Source organism: Streptomyces sp. NPDC048434 (genome assembly GCF_043200375.1).
Lineage (GTDB): Bacteria > Actinomycetota > Actinomycetes > Streptomycetales > Streptomycetaceae > Streptomyces.
Genome location: NZ_JBICXQ010000015.1, coordinates 69,458 through 86,193, shown reverse-complemented (window position 1 = coordinate 86,193; position 16,736 = coordinate 69,458). Strand labels below are relative to the sequence as shown.

Below are 16,736 nucleotides of genomic sequence, written 5' to 3'. Positions count from 1 at the left end.
GCTTCCAGCATCCACCCGCGCCCGCCTCCGCGGGGCAAGATCAGCCGCGGGTCGCCAGCGACCTCAGGAAGAACCCGAGGTTCGCGGGGCGCTCGGCGAGCCGGCGCATGAAGTACCCGTACCAGTCGGTGCCGTAGGGGATGTACACCCGCATACGGTGCCCGTCGGCGACCAGCCGCTGCTGCTCGGCCTCGCGGATGCCGTACAGCATCTGGAATTCGTAGTCGGCCGGCTTGCGCCCATTGCGGTGTGCCAGCTCCTGGCCGATGGCCACCATCCGCGGGTCGTGCGACCCGATCATGGGGTAGCCCTCACCGGCCATCAGGATCTTCAGGCAGCGCACATACGCCTTGTCGACCTCCCGCTTGTCCTGGAAGGCGACGGACGCGGGCTCCTTGTATGCGCCCTTGACCAGCCGTACCCGGGAGCCTTCCCCGGCGAGTGCGTGGCAGTCGTCCTCGGTGCGGAAGAGGTAGGACTGCAGCACCGCGCCCGTCTGGGGAAAGCGTTCCCGCAGGTCGGCGAGGATCGCGAGGGTGGAGTCGACCGTGGTGTGGTCCTCCATGTCGAGGGTCACGGTCGTACCGGCCTCGGCGGCGGCTTCGACCACCGGAGTGACGTTCTTCAGCGCCAGCTCGTGGCCGCCGGCCAGTGCCTGCCCGAAAGCGGACAGCTTGACCGACATCTCGGCCTTGACGCCGAGTCCCTGCTCCTTGAAGGCCGCGGCCAGCTGCAGGTAGGCATCGCGGTTGCGCAGTGCCTCGGCCGGGTCGGTGATGTCCTCGCCCAGGTGGTCGAGGGTGACCTCCAGGCCTCGCGCGGCCAGGGACCGCACGGCCGCCATGGACTCGCCCAGGCGCTCGCCGGCGACGAACCGGTCGACCACGGGGCGGGTAACCGGGGCAGCCGCAACGATGCGGCGGATGCTGTCGCTGCGCGCTGCGGCGAGGAGCACGGGACCCAGCATGGGCACCTCCACGATTCATGGGTGACAAGTACCGGCGGACGCCGGACGGGGGGAGAACGCGTCGGCAAGATTGAGCCACCTGAAACTTAAGGATCGCGCCACTTCCCGGCCATCGACAGCTGTCACGCCTTCGTGGTCGGGATCTCAGACAGATGTATGAGAATGGAGGAGCAGCGACCGGGTCAGTGGTGACAGCGGTACGAGAGGTGTCCGAGATGCCGGCGGTGCCGGTGGTGTGACGACAGGAGAGGAGCCGGGCGGCGGATGCGGGGCGATTACCAGCAGCTCGTGGACGAGATCTCGGCGGCGCTCGGCGCCCCGGCGACGCTGGAGGACCGGGATTTCGGACTGATTGCGTTCGGCGCGCACGAGGGCGACGACGACGAGGTCATGGACCCCGTGCGGACCCGGTCGATCCTGCAGCGCCGCTCCTCGGCGGCGGTACGGGCCTGGTTCGAAGCGTTCGGGATCGCCCGCGCCAGGACGGCGCTGCGCATTCCGCCGGACCCGGCGGCCGGGGTCTTCAAGGGCCGGATCTGCCTGCCCGTACGCCATCGCGGCATCGTCCACGGCTATGTGTGGCTGCTGGACGACGGGCATCTCACCGATCTCGAACTGGGCAGCCGTGGCACACCGCCCGACCCGCGGATCGCCCAGGCGATGGACACCGCCGCCCGGATCGGGGCACTGCTGGCCGACGAGGCCCACGCCGGGTCCGAACTCGGCGATCTGCTGCGGGAGTTGCTGGCCGCGCCGCCCGCCGGACGGCCTCCCGCGGCGGCCGCGCTGAGCGATGCGCTGCGGGACACTCTCCGCTTCACCCCGGGCATCCCGCTCACCCTGGTCGCGGTGCTGCCCTGGGACACCTCCGACACCGATGTGGCGCCGCTGCCCAGCCTGCCGGGCCTGCTGGCGGCGTGTGCGCTGCCGGCGGGCGGTCCGGCCGCCCCGGCGGAGGGGGCGGACGAGACGGATGCCGCCACGCAGCACCGTCCCGGGGCCGGCGGCCGGCCGCAGCCCGCGGCCGCCGCGCCCGCCCTGGCCGCGCTGGTCCGTCTGCGCTCGGCCGGCGCGCTCACCCCCGCCCATGCGGTGGCCGAGCATCTGCTGCGCTCCCCGCGCGCGGGCGCCGCGCCGCCCGAGGGGCAGGCGGCGCGCGGCGGGGCGCGCAGCGGCGGTCCCGCCGGACACCCCCCGCCCCGGCCGGGCGCCGCCGGAATCGGCGCCGGCACCAGGGAGTTGACCGACCTTCCGGCCACCTGGCGCGAGGCCCTGGACGCGGCCCGCGCGGCCCGCGCCGAGCCCCGGCTGGGCCCGGTCACCCAGTGGGACGCCCTCGGCCCGTACCGCATGCTGACCGCGCTGCCGGACACCGCACCTGACCCGGCCATCGGCCCGCTGCTGGCCCCCGCACACGCCGAACTCGCGCGCACCGCCGAGGTGTTCCTCGACTGCGCGGGCCAGGCGAGCCGCACCGCACAGGCCCTGGGCATCCACCGTCAGACGCTCTACTACCGCCTGGGCCGGGTGGAGAAGCTGACCGGCCTCGACCTGGACGACGGCGAGCACCGGCTGCTGCTGCACATGGCCCTCAAGGCGGCCCGGCTGTAGGGGCGTTGCCCGGACCGCCGGACCGCGAGCACGCCCGGTGGTTCTCGTCGGGGCAGACGGCCGTCGCCCCGGTGCCGGGTGGGCTACTTCGCCCCCAGTACCTCGCCTTCGGTGACCCGGCGCAGCGCGGTGGCCAGGTCCCGGCCGGAGGGCATGGCGTCCGGTGTGAGCAGCGACTGGACCATCAGGCCGGTGAGCAGGGCCTGGTAGAAGGAGCCGACGATACGTGCCGCCTCCGGGTCGACGTCGGTGTCCGGCACCCCCTCGAAGACCGCGACCAGCCCCTCGCCGCCTTCCGGGAGCACCTCGCCGATCGCCTCGCGCAGTGCCGCGTCGCGCGGCAGCAGTCCCAGCACCTCGACCTGTGCGGCGATGAAATCCCGTTCCGTGGCGATGCGTTGCAGGACGGAGTCCCAGACCGCGGCGAACCGCTCCAGCGGATCCGCGCCCTCCGCCTCCGTCCCGCCGCCGGCGGCCGGTACCTGGGTCACACTCGCGCCCCACTCCTCGCTGGACGCGATGACCGCCTGGCGCATCAGGGCGTCCTTGGAGCCGTAGTGGTATCCGATGGAGGCGAGGTTGGCGCCGGATGCGGCCACGATGTCGCGAGCCGTGGTGCGCGCATACCCCTTCTCCAGGAGGCAGCGCTTGGCGCCCTCCAGAAGGTCTTCACGGTGTCCCATAAGGGCAGCCTATCGCCGCACATACGCTCGTACCAGACGTCCGTATTATACGGGCGTACATCTTCCTCTTGTCCGGGCACCCATCCGGGTCCCGCGGGTCCTGGCGTCCGCCGGTGCCGGACATCCCGCCGATGCCGGACGTGCCGCCGGGGTCCGGCTAATTACCCGGGCCGGGGTTCGACGTACCGCCTGGGCCGGACATCCCGCCGGGGTCCGGCGTATCGCCGGGCCGGGAGTCACCCGGCCGGGCCATCCCGTAGTGGCGGTAGAGCTCGGTCTCTTCGGAGGGGTCGAGATGACCGTCGGCGTCGATCCGTGGTGCCGCCTTGATGGTTTCCTTGGCATGCGGAACATGCAGCTCATCGTCCGCCCGACGGGCCCCGGCGAGCGGAATGAAGGTCTCCTTCAGCCCGAAGAGCCCGGTGCGCACCGTGATCCACTCGGGGTCGTTGGTGGCATCGTCCCGGTAGACCTGCTGGACCGTGCCCACCTTCGCGCCGTCCGCGTCGACCACATGCAGGCCGGTCAGGCTCCGGGGGGCATCACCCAGGGGTGCATTCATGACGCTCTCCTTCCGCACGCACCGGCGGGGCACGCACAGTTCCCATTGCGCGACGCCCACATCTCCGCAGCGACCCGGGAGGACCGGCGGCCACCGGCTCCGGCGGCCCCACGACGGCGTCGTTGGGCCCGTGCCCTCACCATCATTACGCCATTCGGGTGAATGGTTGACGGGTCAGCCATCAGCGGGAGCCGAGTCGCGGACCCCGGCGGCATCCGTATGTCCGGGCACGCAAACGGGCCCGGACTCCGCCGAAGCGGGATCCGGGCCCGTTGACCTGCGAAAAACCGGCGAATCAGTCGCCGAGGTTCACCGCGCGCACGGAGGTCGCACCGATCTCCTCGGCGATCTCGGCGAGCACGTTCGGCGGAATCGTGTCGTCGACGGTCAGTGCGACCAGCGCCTCGCCACCGACATCGGCCCGGGAGACCTGCATCCCGCCGATGTTGATGCCCGCCTCGCCCAGGATCCGGCCGACGGTGCCGACGACACCGGGGCGGTCGCTGTAGCGCATGAAGGCCATGTGGTCCGCGAGCGACAGGTCGATGGAGTGCTCACCGACCGCGACGATCTTCTGGGTGTTCTTGTGGCCCGACAGCGTGCCGGAGATCGACACCTCGTCACCGCCCGCGAGGGTGCCGCGCACGGTCACCACATTGCGGTGCTCGGGCGACTCGCTGCTGGTCGTCAGCCGCACCTCCACGCCGCGCTCCTGCGCGAACAGCGGGGCGTTGACATAGGACACCGTCTCGTCCACGACGTCCTCGAACACACCCTTGAGCGCGGAGAGTTCGAGTACCTTGACGTCGTGCTGGGTGATCTCGCCGTACACCTCGACGTCGAGGCGCATGGCGACCTCGCCGGCCAGCGCGGTGAAGATCCGGCCGAGGCGCTCGGCCAGCGGCAGACCCGGCTTGACGTCCTCGGCGATCACACCGCCCTGGACGTTGACCGCGTCCGGCACCAGCTCGCCGGCCAGCGCGAGCCGCACCGACCTGGCGACCGAGATACCGGCCTTCTCCTGCGCCTCGCCCGTCGACGCACCGAGGTGCGGGGTGGCGACGACCTGGTCGAACTCGAAGAGCGGCGAGTCGGTGCAGGGCTCGGTCGCGTAGACGTCGAGGCCCGCGCCGGCCACCCGGCCCTCCTTCAGCGCGCTGGCCAGCGCCGCCTCGTCGACGATCCCGCCACGCGCGGCGTTGACGATCCGGACCGACGGCTTGACCTTGTGCAGCGCCTCGTTGCCGATGAGACCGACGGTCTCGGGCGTCTTGGGGAGGTGCACGGTGATGAAGTCCGAGACCTCCAGCAGCTCGTCGAGGGTCAGCAGCTTGACGCCCATCTGCGCGGCACGGGCCGGCTGGACGTAGGGGTCGTAGGCGACGACCTTCATGCCGAACGCCGACATCCGCTGAGCGACCAGGACGCCGATCCGGCCGAGACCGACCACACCGAGGGTCTTCTCGCTGAGCTCGACGCCCGTGTACTTGCTGCGCTTCCACTCGCCGTTCTTCAGGGCGGTGTTGGCCTGCGGGATGTTGCGGGCCGTGGCGACCAGCAGACCGCAGGCGAGCTCGGCGGCGGTGACGATGTTGGAGGTCGGGGCGTTGACGACCATCACGCCGGCCTTGGTGGCGGCGGAGACATCGACATTGTCCAGGCCCACGCCCGCGCGGGCGACGACCCTCAGCTTCTTGGCGGCGGCGATGGCTTCGGCGTCGATCTTCGTCGCGCTGCGCACGAGGACGGCGTCGACTTCGGCGATCGCGGGAAGCAGCTCGGCGCGGTCGGCGCCGTTGCAGTGCCGGATCTCGAAGTCCGGACCGAGGGCGTCGACGGTGGCGGGCGACAGTTCTTCGGCGATCAGTACGACAGGTTTCGAGCTCACGTGGTCTTCAGTCCTCACTAGTCCTTCGCGGACGGCCGTCCCGACGGCCGAAGGCGGTGAAGGGGGAAAGCCGCGTGGAAGACGCACGACGCTGTGAGCCTGACGCGCTTGTGATTAGCAGTGTAGTGGCGCTGGGGGGCGCGTCCTGTGCCGTTGCGGAAGGATCACCCGTGCGTGGTTCTACGCGGTGGACAAGGCGCCGTGGCGGCCTTGGCGGGACGCAGGACGAGGGGCCGCGAGCTGCTTCGCGGCCCCCTGTCCGTTCGGCTTACGCCTCGTCGTCCACCCAGCTCATCAGCTTGCGCAGCTGCTTGCCGGTGGTCTCCAGGAGGTGGTCCTCGTCGGCCTTCTTGTACTCGTTGTACTTCGGCAGGCCGGCGTTGTACTCCGCCATCCAGTTGTTGGCGAAGGTGCCGTCCTGGATCTCGGCGAGCACCTTCTTCATCTCGGCCTTGGTGTTCTCGTTCACGATCCGCGGGCCGGTGATGTAGTCGCCCCACTCGGCGGTCTCGGAGACCGACCAGCGCATCTTCTCCAGGCCGCCCTCGTACATCAGGTCCACGATCAGCTTGAGCTCGTGGAGGCACTCGAAGTACGCGATCTCGGGCTGGTAGCCCGCCTCGACCAGGGTCTCGAAGCCGGCCTTGACCAGCGCCGAGGCGCCACCGCACAGGACGGCCTGCTCACCGAACAGGTCGGTCTCGGTCTCCTCGGTGAAGGTGGTCTTGATGACGCCGGCGCGGGTGCCGCCGATGCCCTTGGCGTACGAGAGCGCCAGCGCGAAGCCGTTGCCGGTCGCGTCCTGCTCGACGGCCGCGATGCAGGGCACGCCGCGGCCTTCCTCGTACTGGCGGCGCACGAGGTGGCCGGGGCCCTTGGGGGCGACCATGCACACGTCCACGCCGGCCGGAGCCTTGATGAAGCCGAAGCGGATGTTCAGGCCGTGGCCGAAGAACAGCGCGTCGCCGTCCTTCAGGTGGTCCTTGATGGACTCCTCGTAGACCTTGGCCTGGATCGGGTCCGGCACCAGGATCATGATGACGTCGGCCTCGGCCGCCGCCTCCGCGGGGGTCACCACGCGCAGGCCCTGCTCCTCGGCCTTGGCCTTGGACTTGGAGCCCTCGTGCAGGCCGACGCGCACATCGGCACCCGAGTCGCGCAGGGACAGCGCGTGGGCGTGGCCCTGGCTCCCGTAGCCGATGACCGCGACCTTGCGGTTCTGAATGATGGACAGGTCGGCATCGTCGTCGTAGAACAGCTCGGCCACTTCGGGTATCTCCTTGGATCTAGCGGGGTGCCCACACAGTACGTCGGGCGGGGTGGGGAAGGGTGGTGGGTCTCGCCATACGGTCCGGTTGGACGGCGGGGGTCAGGCCGAACGGTCCAGGGCTCGCAGCGAGCGGTCCGTGATGGACCGGGCGCCACGGCCTATGGCGATGGTGCCGGACTGCACCAGTTCCTTGATGCCGAACGGCTCCAGCATCTTGAGCATCGCCTCCAGCTTGTCACTGGATCCGGTGGCCTCGATCGTGACGGCCTCGGGGGAGACATCCACGGTCTTGGCGCGGAAGAGCTGGACGATCTCGACGATCTGCGAGCGTGTCTCGTTGTCGGCGCGGACCTTGGCCAGGACCAGTTCGCGCTGGATCGCGGCGCCGGGCTCCAGCTCGACGATCTTCAGGACGTTGACGAGCTTGTTGAGCTGCTTGGTGACCTGCTCCAGCGGCAGCGACTCGACGCTGACCACGATGGTGATGCGGGAGATGTCGGGGTGCTCGGTGACCCCGACCGCGAGCGAGTCGATGTTGAAGCCGCGGCGGGAGAACAGCGCGGCGATCCGGGCGAGGATGCCGGGGGTGTTCTCCACCAGGACGGAGAGCGTGTGCTTGGACATGGTCTTCTCTCTTCTTCCGTGCGTCCGTGACGTCCTGGGCTCAGTCGTCTTCGTTGTCGCCGAAGTCGGGACGCACGCCCCGGGCGGCCATGACCTCGTCGTTGGAGGTGCCGGCGGCGACCATCGGCCACACCTGGGCGTCCTCGTGGACGATGAAGTCGATCACGACCGGGCGGTCGTTGATGGCATTGGCCTTGGCGATGACCGTGTCGAGCTCGGCCGGGTCCTCGCAGCGCATCGCGACACAGCCCATGGCCTCGGACAGCTTCACGAAGTCCGGGACGCGGGTGCCGCCGCTGGCCTTGCCCGCCGTCACGAGCCCGTCGGACTCGGGGCCGGAGTGCAGCACGGTGTTGGAGTAGCGCTGGTTGTAGAACAGCGTCTGCCACTGGCGGACCATGCCCAGCGCGCCGTTGTTGATGATCGCGACCTTGATCGGGATGTTGTTCAGCGCGCAGGTGACCAGCTCCTGGTTGGTCATCTGGAAGCAGCCGTCGCCGTCGATCGCCCAGACCGTACGGTCCGGCTGACCGGCCTTGGCGCCCATCGCGGCGGGGACGGCGTAGCCCATCGTCCCGGCGCCGCCGGAGTTCAGCCACGTCGAGGGCTGTTCGTACCCGATGAAGTGGGCGGCCCACATCTGGTGCTGGCCGACGCCCGCGGCGTAGATGGTGTCGGCGGGGGCGAGCTCGCCGATCCGCTCGATGACCTGCTGCGGGGACAGGCTGCCGTCCTCCGGCAGGTCGTAGCCCAGCGGGTAGGTGTCGCGCCAGCGGTTGAGGTCCTTCCACCAGGCGCTGTAGTCGCCCTTGTGGCCGGCTTCGTGCTCGGCCTGGACGGCGACGATCAGGTCGGCGATGACCTCGCGGGCGTCACCGACGATCGGGACGTCCGCGGCACGGTTCTTGCCGATCTCCGCCGGATCGATGTCCGCGTGCACGATCTTGGCGTACGGCGCGAAGGAGTCCAGCTTGCCGGTGACGCGGTCGTCGAAACGGGCGCCGAGGGTGATCAGCAGGTCCGACTTCTGCAGCGCGGTGACGGCGGTGACCGCACCGTGCATCCCGGGCATGCCCACGTGCTGCGGGTGGCTGTCGGGGAAGGATCCCAGCGCCATCAGGGTGGTGGTGACGGGGGCGCCGGTCAGCTCGGCGAGCACCTTCAGCTCGGCGGTGGCGCCGGCCTTCATCACACCGCCGCCGACGTAGAGCACCGGGCGCTTGGACTCGGCGATCAGCCGGGCGGCCTCACGGATCTGCTTGGCGTGCGGCTTGGTCACCGGGCGGTAGCCGGGGAGCTCGGTGTGCGGCGGCCAGGAGAACGTGGTCTGCGCCTGCAGGGCGTCCTTGGCGATGTCGACCAGGACCGGGCCGGGGCGGCCGGTGGCCGCGATGTGGAACGCCTCGGCGATCGTCCGCGGGATCTCGGCGGGGTCGGTGACCAGGAAGTTGTGCTTGGTGATCGGCATCGTGATGCCGCAGATGTCCGCCTCCTGGAAGGCGTCCGTGCCGATCGCCTTGGACGCGACCTGGCCGGTGATCGCCACCAGCGGCACGGAGTCCATGTGGGCGTCGGCGATCGGGGTGACGAGGTTGGTGGCACCCGGGCCCGAGGTCGCCATGCACACCCCGACCTTGCCGGTGGCCTGGGCGTAGCCGGTGGCCGCATGACCGGCGCCCTGCTCGTGGCGCACCAGGACGTGCCGCACCTTCGAGGAGTCCATCATCGGGTCGTACGCAGGCAGGATCGCACCGCCGGGAATGCCGAACACCGTGTCGGCCCCGACCTCCTCGAGCGAACGGATCAGGGACTGCGCACCCGTGACGTGCTCGACGGCGGCGGGCTGCTGCGGTCCGCCGGAGTGACGGGCCCGCGGCTGCGGATGGTGGGCCCCGGAGGCCTGCTCGGTCATCTGCGTCTCTTCTCGAAGCTGAGGGTTTTGACGGGATTTGTGAGGTTGCTGTGCAACAAAAAACCCCCCGTGCCAGGTGGCAAGCGAGGGGAGCGCGTCGGTGCGATGAGCCGGGTTCGTCAGGACCCGGCTTCAGCCGACGCGCTTTCCAAGTACGAGAATTCGGGTGCGCATGGCACAGACCCTCTCGCCGCCGTGCACCGAGTGTCAAGTGGGTGGGACGGAGGTCTCACTATTTGAGCGCAATGGCGGATGCACGAGCGAATCCGGACCCGCCGGTCCGCCGTGCCGGACGGGCAGTCCGCTGCCGCTGAGCACCACTGACCGGCTCTGTCCCGGCAGGTCCGGCACCGGATAGTGGGCGTGTGTCAGGGACCGCCGCAGCCGGTGTTCGTCGAGCGGCCCGGAGAAGGCCATGCCCATGCCGTGCGTGCAGCCCATGGAGCGCAGCGCGAGGACCTGCTCGGGCAGATCGACGCCGTCCGCGACGCACTGCATGCCCAGGTCTCCGGCGATCCGCAGCAGCCCCGCGGTGATCTTGTGCAGCCGGGCGGACTCCACCACTCCGTCGACCAGCCCGCGGTCCAGCCGAAGGACGTCGACCGGAAGCCGGCGCAGCGCGCTGATGGCGGCATATCCGCTGCCGAAGCCGTCGAGGGCGATCCGTACGCCGAGGCGGCGCAGCGCGACCAGCCGACGCTCCAGGTCGTCGAGCGGGATCCGGGCATCGCTTTCGGACAGTTCCAGGACGAGTGCGCTCGACGGCAGGCCGTGCCGGGTGAGCAGCGACTCGACGCCCTTGGGGGACAGCGCATGGTCCAGCAGCCGGCGGGCGGAGAGCCGGACCGCGACCGGGACCGTGTAGCCGGCGCGGTGGCGCGCCGCGGCCTGCTCGACGGCCTCCCCCAGCTGCCAGCGCTCCAGCTCCGCCGCGCGGTCGCCGTCGTCGGTGAACCGGCCGCGGTCGCCGACCCGCAGGAATTCGGCCGGGGTGAAGAGGATGCCCTGGGCGGAGCGCCAGCGGGCGTGGGCCGCGACCGCGGTGACCCGGCCGCCGGCCAGTTCCACCACCGGTTGGTGCAGCAGCGCGAACGCCCCCTCGTGCAGGGCCGTACGGAGCTTGGTCGCAAGGTCGGCACGGTGTGCCACCTCGCTCTGCATCTGGGGTGCGTACAGCTCCACCCGGCCCTTGCCGGCCTGCTTGGCGCGGTACATCGCAAGGTCGGCGTTGCGCAGCAGGCCCGCGGGACTCACCCCGGGGTCGGCGAAGGCGACGCCGATGCTGGCCGCGACCCGTACGTCCCGGCCGTCGATGCGGTACGGCTCGGAGAGTTTGATGCGCAGCCGGTCGGCGATCTCGTGGATACGGAACTCGCGGGCGGCGCGGTCGCGGGTGCCGTCTCCGGTGATCAGCGCGGCGAACTCGTCACCGCCCAGGCGCGCCGCTATGTCCCCGGAGCGCACCGACTCACCGAGCCTGCGGGCCGCCTGCACCAGCAGTTCGTCGCCCGCCTGATGGCCGATGGTGTCGTTGACCTGCTTGAAGCCGTCGAGGTCGATGTAGAGCACCGCGGTGTCGTGGTCGCTGGCCCGGCGGCCGGTGACGGCCTGGGTGACGCGTTCGGTGAACAGCGCGCGGTTGGGCAGGTCGGTGAGCGCGTCGTGTGAGGCGTTGTGCTGGAGCTGGGCCTGCAGCCGGACGCGTTCGGTGACATCGCGGGAGTTGAAGATCAGGCCGCCGTGATGGCGGTTGACCGTGGATTCGACGTTCAGCCAGCCGTCGCCGCCGGAGCGCTGTTCGCCGGCCCGGAAGCGGCATTCGATACGGGTGGTCGGTTCGTCCTCGGGGGCGGCGGCGAGGAATCTGCGGACCTCGTGCACCACCCGGCCCAGGTCTTCGGGGTGGATCAGCGAGGCCAGCTCGGAGCCGACCAGCTCCTCGGCGTCGCGGCCGTAGACACCGGCGGCGGCCGGGCTCACATAGCGGAGCACACCGGTCGGGGCGGCGATCATGATGACATCGCTGGAGCCCTGCACCAGGGAGCGGAAGTGGTTCTCCTTCTGCGCCAGTTCCTGGGTGAGGGTGATGTTGTCGAGCAGCATGATGCCCTGGCGGACGACCAGCGCCAGGACGACCGTGCAGCCGGTGAAGAGCACCACGCGGTCGATGCGGCGCCCGTCGAGGACGTTGGTGAGGATGCCCAGCGTGCAGACGGCGGCGGCGAGATACGGGGTCAGCGCGGCGAGCGAGCCCGCGATGGGGCGGCTGCCGTGCGGCTGGTCCCGGCGGGCGGCCGGCTTGACCTCCTCCTCGGGGCACACCTCGCCCGCGCGGCGGGCGACCCAGGGCGCGTACGCGAGCAGCATCGAGCCGGCGAACCATCCGGCGTCCAGGATCTGGCCGGAGCGGTAGTGCTCGCGCAGCAGCGGTGAGCTGAACAGGGCGTCGCACAGCACCGTCAGCGCCAGCGCCGCGACGGCGGTGTTGATGGCCGAGCGGTGCACCGAGGAGCGCCGGAAGTGCAGCGCGAGCACCATGCTCACCAGCACGATGTCCAGCAGCGGGTAGGCGAGCGACAGTGCGCTCTGCGCCACGCTGCGGCCCTGGAAGTGGGCGGTGTGCGCGAGCGCGAGGCTCCATGAGAGGGTGACCAGCGATCCCGCGATCAGCCAGGAGTCGAGGCCCAGGCAGACCCAACCGGCCCTGGTCACCGGCCTCTTGGCGAGCACCAGCAGGCCGACGATGGCCGGTGGCGCGAACAGCAGGAAGCAGAAGTCGGCCAGGCAGGGACTGGGGACCGTGGTGCCCTGGATGACCTCGTACCAGCCCCATACGCCGTTGCCGAGTCCGGCCATCCCGGACGAGGCGGCGAACAGCATCCATGCCGGGCGGAACCGGCTGCGGCGCTTGCGGGCGTAGAGACCGCAGGAGAAGGCGGCCAGGAACGCCGCAAAGCTGAGGCCGAAGTCCCCCATGAACGCGGCGACTTCCGAGGATCCCCAGCCGAAGGCGGCGCCGACGGCATAGCCGCCGCAGACCACGGCGAGGACGATCTGCGGTACCGTGCCCGGCGGATTGCCGGCCGGCGTCGGCGGCCGGGAGAGCATCGCCCCGGGGGCGCTCACCGGACTCTCCCCCTCACCCGCACCGGGCGTCGTCGCGAGCGGTACGCCCGGGGTCCTCGCAGTATTCCCGTGGGCGCTCGTGGATCGCGCTTCTCGCGAATCATCCATCGGCTGTACATCGCCCGTCGCCCCCCTCGAGTTCCGGATCGTTCGCATCGCGCCACGTCCTTCCCGGCGCCGTCCCCGCTCGGGACGATACCAGTTCCGTCACTCAGGGACATAGTGTCTCTACGGAGCGTGACAAGCAGGGAGTTGCGAACACTCTTTGCAGTCGTACGGCCTCGTAGCGCTACGCGCAAGCGCTCAGTCGGCGGTGGCGACGACGTTCCGCAGGGGCTCGCCGGCCGCGAAAAGCGCCAACTGGTCGCGCAGTAGCCGCTTCGCACGAGGCAGGAAGGCAGAGCTGGGGCCACCGACGTGTGGAGTGATGAGTACGCCGGGAGCGTGCCACAGTGGATGCCCAGGAGGCAGCGGTTCCGGATCGGTGACATCGAGTGCGGCACGCAGCCGTCCGGATTCCAGTTCGGCAAGCAGTGCCTTGGTGTCGACGATCCCGCCGCGCGCGATGTTCACGAGCAGTGCGCCGTCCTTCATCCGAGCCAGGAAATCGGTCCCGACCAGGCCACGCGTGGTGTCGGTGAGCGGAGTTGCCAGCACGACCACGTCCGCGTCGGGCAGGAGGGCGGACAGGTCGGAGAATGGATGCACAGGACCGCGCACAGTGTCACGCGCGGTGCGCGCGACGCGCGCCACCCGCGCACATTCAAAAGGTGTGAGCCGGTCCTCGATGGCACTGCCGATCGAACCATAGCCCACAATGAGGACCGACTTGTCGGCGAGCGCAGGCTGGAAACCCTGCCGCCACTCCCCCGCGTCCTGGCCCCGTACGAAGCCCGGGACACCGCGCAGCGCGGCCAGGATCAGGGTGAGCGCCAGCTCCGCGGTGCTGGCGTCGTGCAGCCCCCGGGCGTTGCACAGTTGGGCGCCGGACGGCATCCGCTGCAGCCCCGGGAGCATGTGCTCGATGCCGGCGGTGAGGGTCTGCACCACCCGAACACGGCTCATCAGAGACAGCGGGCGCAGGCTCACCTCCGCGGCCTTCATGTAGGGGACGGCGTAGAAGGCGCAGCGGGCGGGGTCGGCCGGGTAGTCGAGGCCGGCGTCCCAGTGGACGTAGTGGAGGCCGCCGGGGAGGCCGTCGATCTCGTCGGGCGGGATCGGGAGCCATACGTCGTTCGCTTCGGTGCGCTGGTCTGCGGTTGCCATGGCCGCAGGCTATGCGAAGAGACGTTCTGTTCAGACGTTAGTTTGGTCTGGCCCTTGACCGGGGGCGAGGGGACGGAGGCACAACCAGGTGGAGCGCAGGACAATCGGTGCGGCGGCTCTCGAAGTGGGCGCCATCGGACTCGGCTGTATGCCGATGAGCTGGGGGTACACCGAGTCGCAGCGCAGCTTGGACAGCTCGCTGCGGGCCGTGCACACCGCGCTGGACCGGGGGTGCAGCCTGCTGGACACCGCCGACATGTACGGCCCGTTCACCAACGAGCTGCTGGTGGGGCGGGTGCTCAAGGAGCGGCGGGCGGACGCGTTCGTGTCGACCAAGTGCGGGCTGCTGGTGGGCGAGCAGCACATCGTCGCCAACGGGCGGCCCGGCTACGTCAAGCGCGCCTGCGACGCCTCGCTGCGCCGGCTGCAGACCGACCGTATCGATCTCTTCCAGCTGCACCGGGCCGATCCCGAGGTGCCCGTCGAGGAGACCTGGGGGGCGATGGCGGAGCTGGTGGCGGCGGGGAAGGTACGGTCGCTGGGGCTGTGTGCGGTGGGTGCGCGTGCGGTACGGCCGGCCCGCGCGGCCCGTGCGGAGCGGCGTCCGGCGGGCGGCGGGGCGCGCCCCCGCTCCCGGATGCACGACGGCACGCTGGCCCAACTGGAACGTATCCAGCAGGTGTTCCCCGTCAGCAGCGTGCAGGCGGAGCTGTCGGTGTGGTCGCCGGAGTCGCTGGAGACGCTGCTGCCGTGGTGCGAGTCACGGGGTGTCGGTTTCCTCGCGGCGATGCCGCTGGGGAACGGCTATCTGACCGGCACCCTGACCCCGGGTCAGGGCTTCGAACCGGAGGACCTACGGGCCCGCCACCCCCGCTTCACCGCCGAGATGATGGCCGCGAACCAGCCGGTGGTGGCCGGGCTGCGGCGGGTCGGCGCCCGGTACGGAGCCACGCCCGGACAGGTGGCGCTGGCGTGGGTGCTGGCGCAGGGCCGGCATGTGGTGCCGGTGCCGGGCACGAAGAAGGAACGCTGGGCCGCTCAGAACGCCAAGGCCGCGGAGCTGACACTCACCCGCGAGGACCTGGCGGAGATCGCCGCGCTGCCGCCGGCGCGTGGGTCCTGGTACTGAGGGGACCCCGACGGAAGCCCCCCGTACTTGCGGAGGCCATCCGGCGCAGGAGGGAATCCTCGGAGGTGGGCCGGCCGTGCGTGTCCCGCTCGCGGCAGGGCCGCCCCGGCCGGATCATGGCAGGTGGGAGTGGTTCCGGAACGGATAAGGCGCGGCGCAGCGGGGCCGCGATGTGGTGTTCTTGTCCACGCCCTGCCGACGAGAGGACCCCTGCCGTGCAACGCCGTTCCCAGACCGCCGTGTTGGCCGCCGCTTCGCTGCTCCTGGCAGCGGGCTGTTCGTCCGGCGGCACGCAGCCCCAGGGCGGGGAGAACTCCGCCCGGGCGAAGAACCCCGCGGCCTCGCCGAACGCCACACCGTCGTCGACCGCACCGCCCGCCAAGGGCTCGGTGAAGGTCACCGGCACCCTGGCCACCGGGCTGAAGTCGCCGTGGGGCGTGGCGGTGCTGCCGGGCGGAGATCTGCTGGTCGCGTCCCGTGACACCGGGAAGATCGTCCGGGTCGCGGCGCACGGCGGGAAGATCACCGAGCTGGGATCGGTGCCGGGTGTGGACCCGGGGGGCGAGGGCGGGCTGCTGGGGATCGCGGTGTCCTCGACGTTCGGTGCGGATCACGAGGTGTATGCGTACTTCACCACCGCGTCCGACAACCGCATCGCCCGCATGATCTACGACGAGAAGCGCCCGCAGGGCAATCAGCTGGGCGCGCCCGACACGATCTTCAAGGGCATTCCCAAGGGCCAGATCCACAACGGCGGCCGGATCGCGTTCGGCCCGGACAAGATGCTCTACGCCGGCACCGGTGAGACCGGCGACACGGGGCTGGCGCAGGACAAGCAGTCCCTCGGCGGCAAGATCCTCCGGATGACCCCGGACGGCGAACCGGCGCACGGCAACCCCGCGGCGGATTCGGTGGTGTACGACTACGGCCACCGCAATGTGCAGGGGCTGGCCTGGGACAATGACAAGCGCCTGTGGGCCTCGGAGTTCGGTCAGAACACCTGGGACGAGCTCAACCTCATCGAGCCGGGCAAGAACTACGGCTGGCCCGAGGTCGAGGGCAAGGCCAAGGACGCGGCCGCGGGCTCCGGGTTCGTGGACCCCATCGAGCAGTGGAAGACCGCGGACGCCTCGCCCAGCGGCATCGCCTACGCCAAGGGCTCGATCTGGATGGCCTCCCTGCGCGGCGAACGGCTGTGGCGGATCGCGCTGAACGGGACGAAGCCGGTGGCGGCTCCGCAGGCCTTTTTGCAGGGCACCTACGGGCGGCTGCGGACCGTCGTGGCGGCCGACGACGGTGCGTTGTGGCTGGTCACCAGCAACACGGACGGACGGGGCACACCGCACAAGGGCGATGACCGGATTCTCCGCCTCCAGGTGAGCTGATCCGGCTGATCCCCTTTTAGGGTGCCCTGCCTACACTCGGGGGTCAGGGGGACGGGTGCGCGTCAACCGAAGAGGGGGCAGGGCACCATGTTCAACATCGCGGAAGAACTGTTCGCACCGGGGCGCAAGCACACCGATGAGGAGCGGCAGAAGATGTCGCTCGTCGTCGATGACGTGGGCGACGGCGATCCGGGGAAGGGCCCGATCGATCTCTCCTCGGGGACCGTCGTCGTCAGGGCACCCCGGCAGCAGCAGGGCGAGGACGGCGGCCGGGAACAGGCCTAGGCCCCGGCTGGTGGGTGAGGGTGACGCC

General features: G+C 70.5%; 13 protein-coding genes. 4 read left to right on the top strand and 9 right to left on the bottom strand.

Annotated features, from left to right (window positions below; all coding sequences use genetic code 11):
- Positions 1-40: 40 nt before the first annotated feature.
- Positions 41-967: a proline dehydrogenase family protein gene (locus tag ACGFWI_RS19250; RefSeq protein ID WP_393907164.1), complete on the bottom strand. Its 927-nt coding sequence runs from the start codon at positions 965-967 to the stop codon at positions 41-43.
- 264 nt (positions 968-1,231) lie between these two features.
- Here ACGFWI_RS19250 and ACGFWI_RS19245 point away from each other — a divergent pair, with 264 nt between their 5' ends.
- A complete protein-coding gene (locus ACGFWI_RS19245) occupies positions 1,232-2,578 on the top strand; it encodes a helix-turn-helix domain-containing protein (protein WP_393907163.1) in 1,347 nt (448 codons plus the stop codon).
- Between the two features lie 83 nt (positions 2,579-2,661).
- Here ACGFWI_RS19245 and ACGFWI_RS19240 read toward each other — a convergent pair whose 3' ends face one another.
- The 8 genes from ACGFWI_RS19240 to ACGFWI_RS19205 form a co-directional block, all read right to left on the bottom strand.
- Positions 2,662-3,261, bottom strand: a complete 600-nt coding sequence (locus tag ACGFWI_RS19240) for a TetR/AcrR family transcriptional regulator (RefSeq protein ID WP_393907162.1) — start codon at positions 3,259-3,261, stop codon at positions 2,662-2,664.
- A gap of 157 nt (positions 3,262-3,418) precedes the next feature.
- The gene (locus ACGFWI_RS19235) at positions 3,419-3,823 is read right to left on the bottom strand and encodes a PRC-barrel domain-containing protein (RefSeq protein WP_393907161.1); all 405 of its coding nucleotides are present in this window, start codon (positions 3,821-3,823) and stop codon (positions 3,419-3,421) included.
- Between the two features lie 295 nt (positions 3,824-4,118).
- Positions 4,119-5,711 (bottom strand): phosphoglycerate dehydrogenase, encoded by a 1,593-nt coding sequence (gene serA / locus ACGFWI_RS19230; protein ID WP_393907160.1) that lies wholly within the window; start codon positions 5,709-5,711, stop codon positions 4,119-4,121.
- A 268-nt stretch (positions 5,712-5,979) separates the two neighbouring features.
- Positions 5,980-6,978: a ketol-acid reductoisomerase gene (gene ilvC / locus ACGFWI_RS19225; RefSeq protein ID WP_393907159.1), complete on the bottom strand. Its 999-nt coding sequence runs from the start codon at positions 6,976-6,978 to the stop codon at positions 5,980-5,982.
- 102 nt (positions 6,979-7,080) lie between these two features.
- On the bottom strand, positions 7,081-7,605 hold the full coding sequence (ilvN, locus tag ACGFWI_RS19220; RefSeq protein ID WP_242580259.1) for an acetolactate synthase small subunit: 525 nt from the start codon (positions 7,603-7,605) through the stop codon (positions 7,081-7,083).
- Between the two features lie 40 nt (positions 7,606-7,645).
- On the bottom strand, positions 7,646-9,517 hold the full coding sequence (locus tag ACGFWI_RS19215) for an acetolactate synthase large subunit (RefSeq protein ID WP_393907158.1): 1,872 nt from the start codon (positions 9,515-9,517) through the stop codon (positions 7,646-7,648).
- 207 nt (positions 9,518-9,724) lie between these two features.
- Positions 9,725-12,643 (bottom strand): putative bifunctional diguanylate cyclase/phosphodiesterase, encoded by a 2,919-nt coding sequence (locus ACGFWI_RS19210; RefSeq protein WP_393907157.1) that lies wholly within the window; start codon positions 12,641-12,643, stop codon positions 9,725-9,727.
- Positions 12,644-12,946: 303 nt separating this feature from the next.
- Positions 12,947-13,909: a 2-hydroxyacid dehydrogenase gene (locus ACGFWI_RS19205; RefSeq protein ID WP_393907156.1), complete on the bottom strand. Its 963-nt coding sequence runs from the start codon at positions 13,907-13,909 to the stop codon at positions 12,947-12,949.
- Between the two features lie 88 nt (positions 13,910-13,997).
- Between ACGFWI_RS19205 and ACGFWI_RS19200 the strand changes: the two genes are divergently transcribed.
- The 3 genes from ACGFWI_RS19200 to ACGFWI_RS19190 all read left to right on the top strand — a co-directional run bounded on the left by ACGFWI_RS19200 (position 13,998) and on the right by ACGFWI_RS19190 (position 16,708).
- Complete coding sequence (locus tag ACGFWI_RS19200) at positions 13,998-15,038, top strand: aldo/keto reductase (RefSeq protein WP_393907155.1); 1,041 nt, start codon at positions 13,998-14,000, stop codon at positions 15,036-15,038.
- Between the two features lie 170 nt (positions 15,039-15,208).
- Positions 15,209-16,423 (top strand): PQQ-dependent sugar dehydrogenase, encoded by a 1,215-nt coding sequence (locus ACGFWI_RS19195; protein WP_393907154.1) that lies wholly within the window; start codon positions 15,209-15,211, stop codon positions 16,421-16,423.
- An 87-nt stretch (positions 16,424-16,510) separates the two neighbouring features.
- On the top strand, positions 16,511-16,708 hold the full coding sequence (locus ACGFWI_RS19190) for a DUF6191 domain-containing protein (protein ID WP_393907153.1): 198 nt from the start codon (positions 16,511-16,513) through the stop codon (positions 16,706-16,708).
- Positions 16,709-16,736: the final 28 nt, after the last annotated feature.

What these genes read in the sequence shown, in the direction of transcription:
- ACGFWI_RS19250 (WP_393907164.1), bottom strand. Translation starts at nt 967, where the DNA reads ATGCTGGGTCCCGTGCTCCTCGCCGCAGCGCGCAGCGACAGCATCCGC.
- ACGFWI_RS19245 (WP_393907163.1), top strand. Translation starts at nt 1,232, where the DNA reads ATGCGGGGCGATTACCAGCAGCTCGTGGACGAGATCTCGGCGGCGCTC.
- ACGFWI_RS19240 (WP_393907162.1), bottom strand. Translation starts at nt 3,261, where the DNA reads ATGGGACACCGTGAAGACCTTCTGGAGGGCGCCAAGCGCTGCCTCCTG.
- ACGFWI_RS19235 (WP_393907161.1), bottom strand. Translation starts at nt 3,823, where the DNA reads ATGAATGCACCCCTGGGTGATGCCCCCCGGAGCCTGACCGGCCTGCAT.
- ilvN (WP_242580259.1), bottom strand. Translation starts at nt 7,605, where the DNA reads ATGTCCAAGCACACGCTCTCCGTCCTGGTGGAGAACACCCCCGGCATC.
- ACGFWI_RS19215 (WP_393907158.1), bottom strand. Translation starts at nt 9,517, where the DNA reads ATGACCGAGCAGGCCTCCGGGGCCCACCATCCGCAGCCGCGGGCCCGT.
- ACGFWI_RS19205 (WP_393907156.1), bottom strand. Translation starts at nt 13,909, where the DNA reads ATGGCAACCGCAGACCAGCGCACCGAAGCGAACGACGTATGGCTCCCG.
- ACGFWI_RS19195 (WP_393907154.1), top strand. Translation starts at nt 15,209, where the DNA reads ATGTGGTGTTCTTGTCCACGCCCTGCCGACGAGAGGACCCCTGCCGTG.
- ACGFWI_RS19190 (WP_393907153.1), top strand. Translation starts at nt 16,511, where the DNA reads ATGTTCAACATCGCGGAAGAACTGTTCGCACCGGGGCGCAAGCACACC.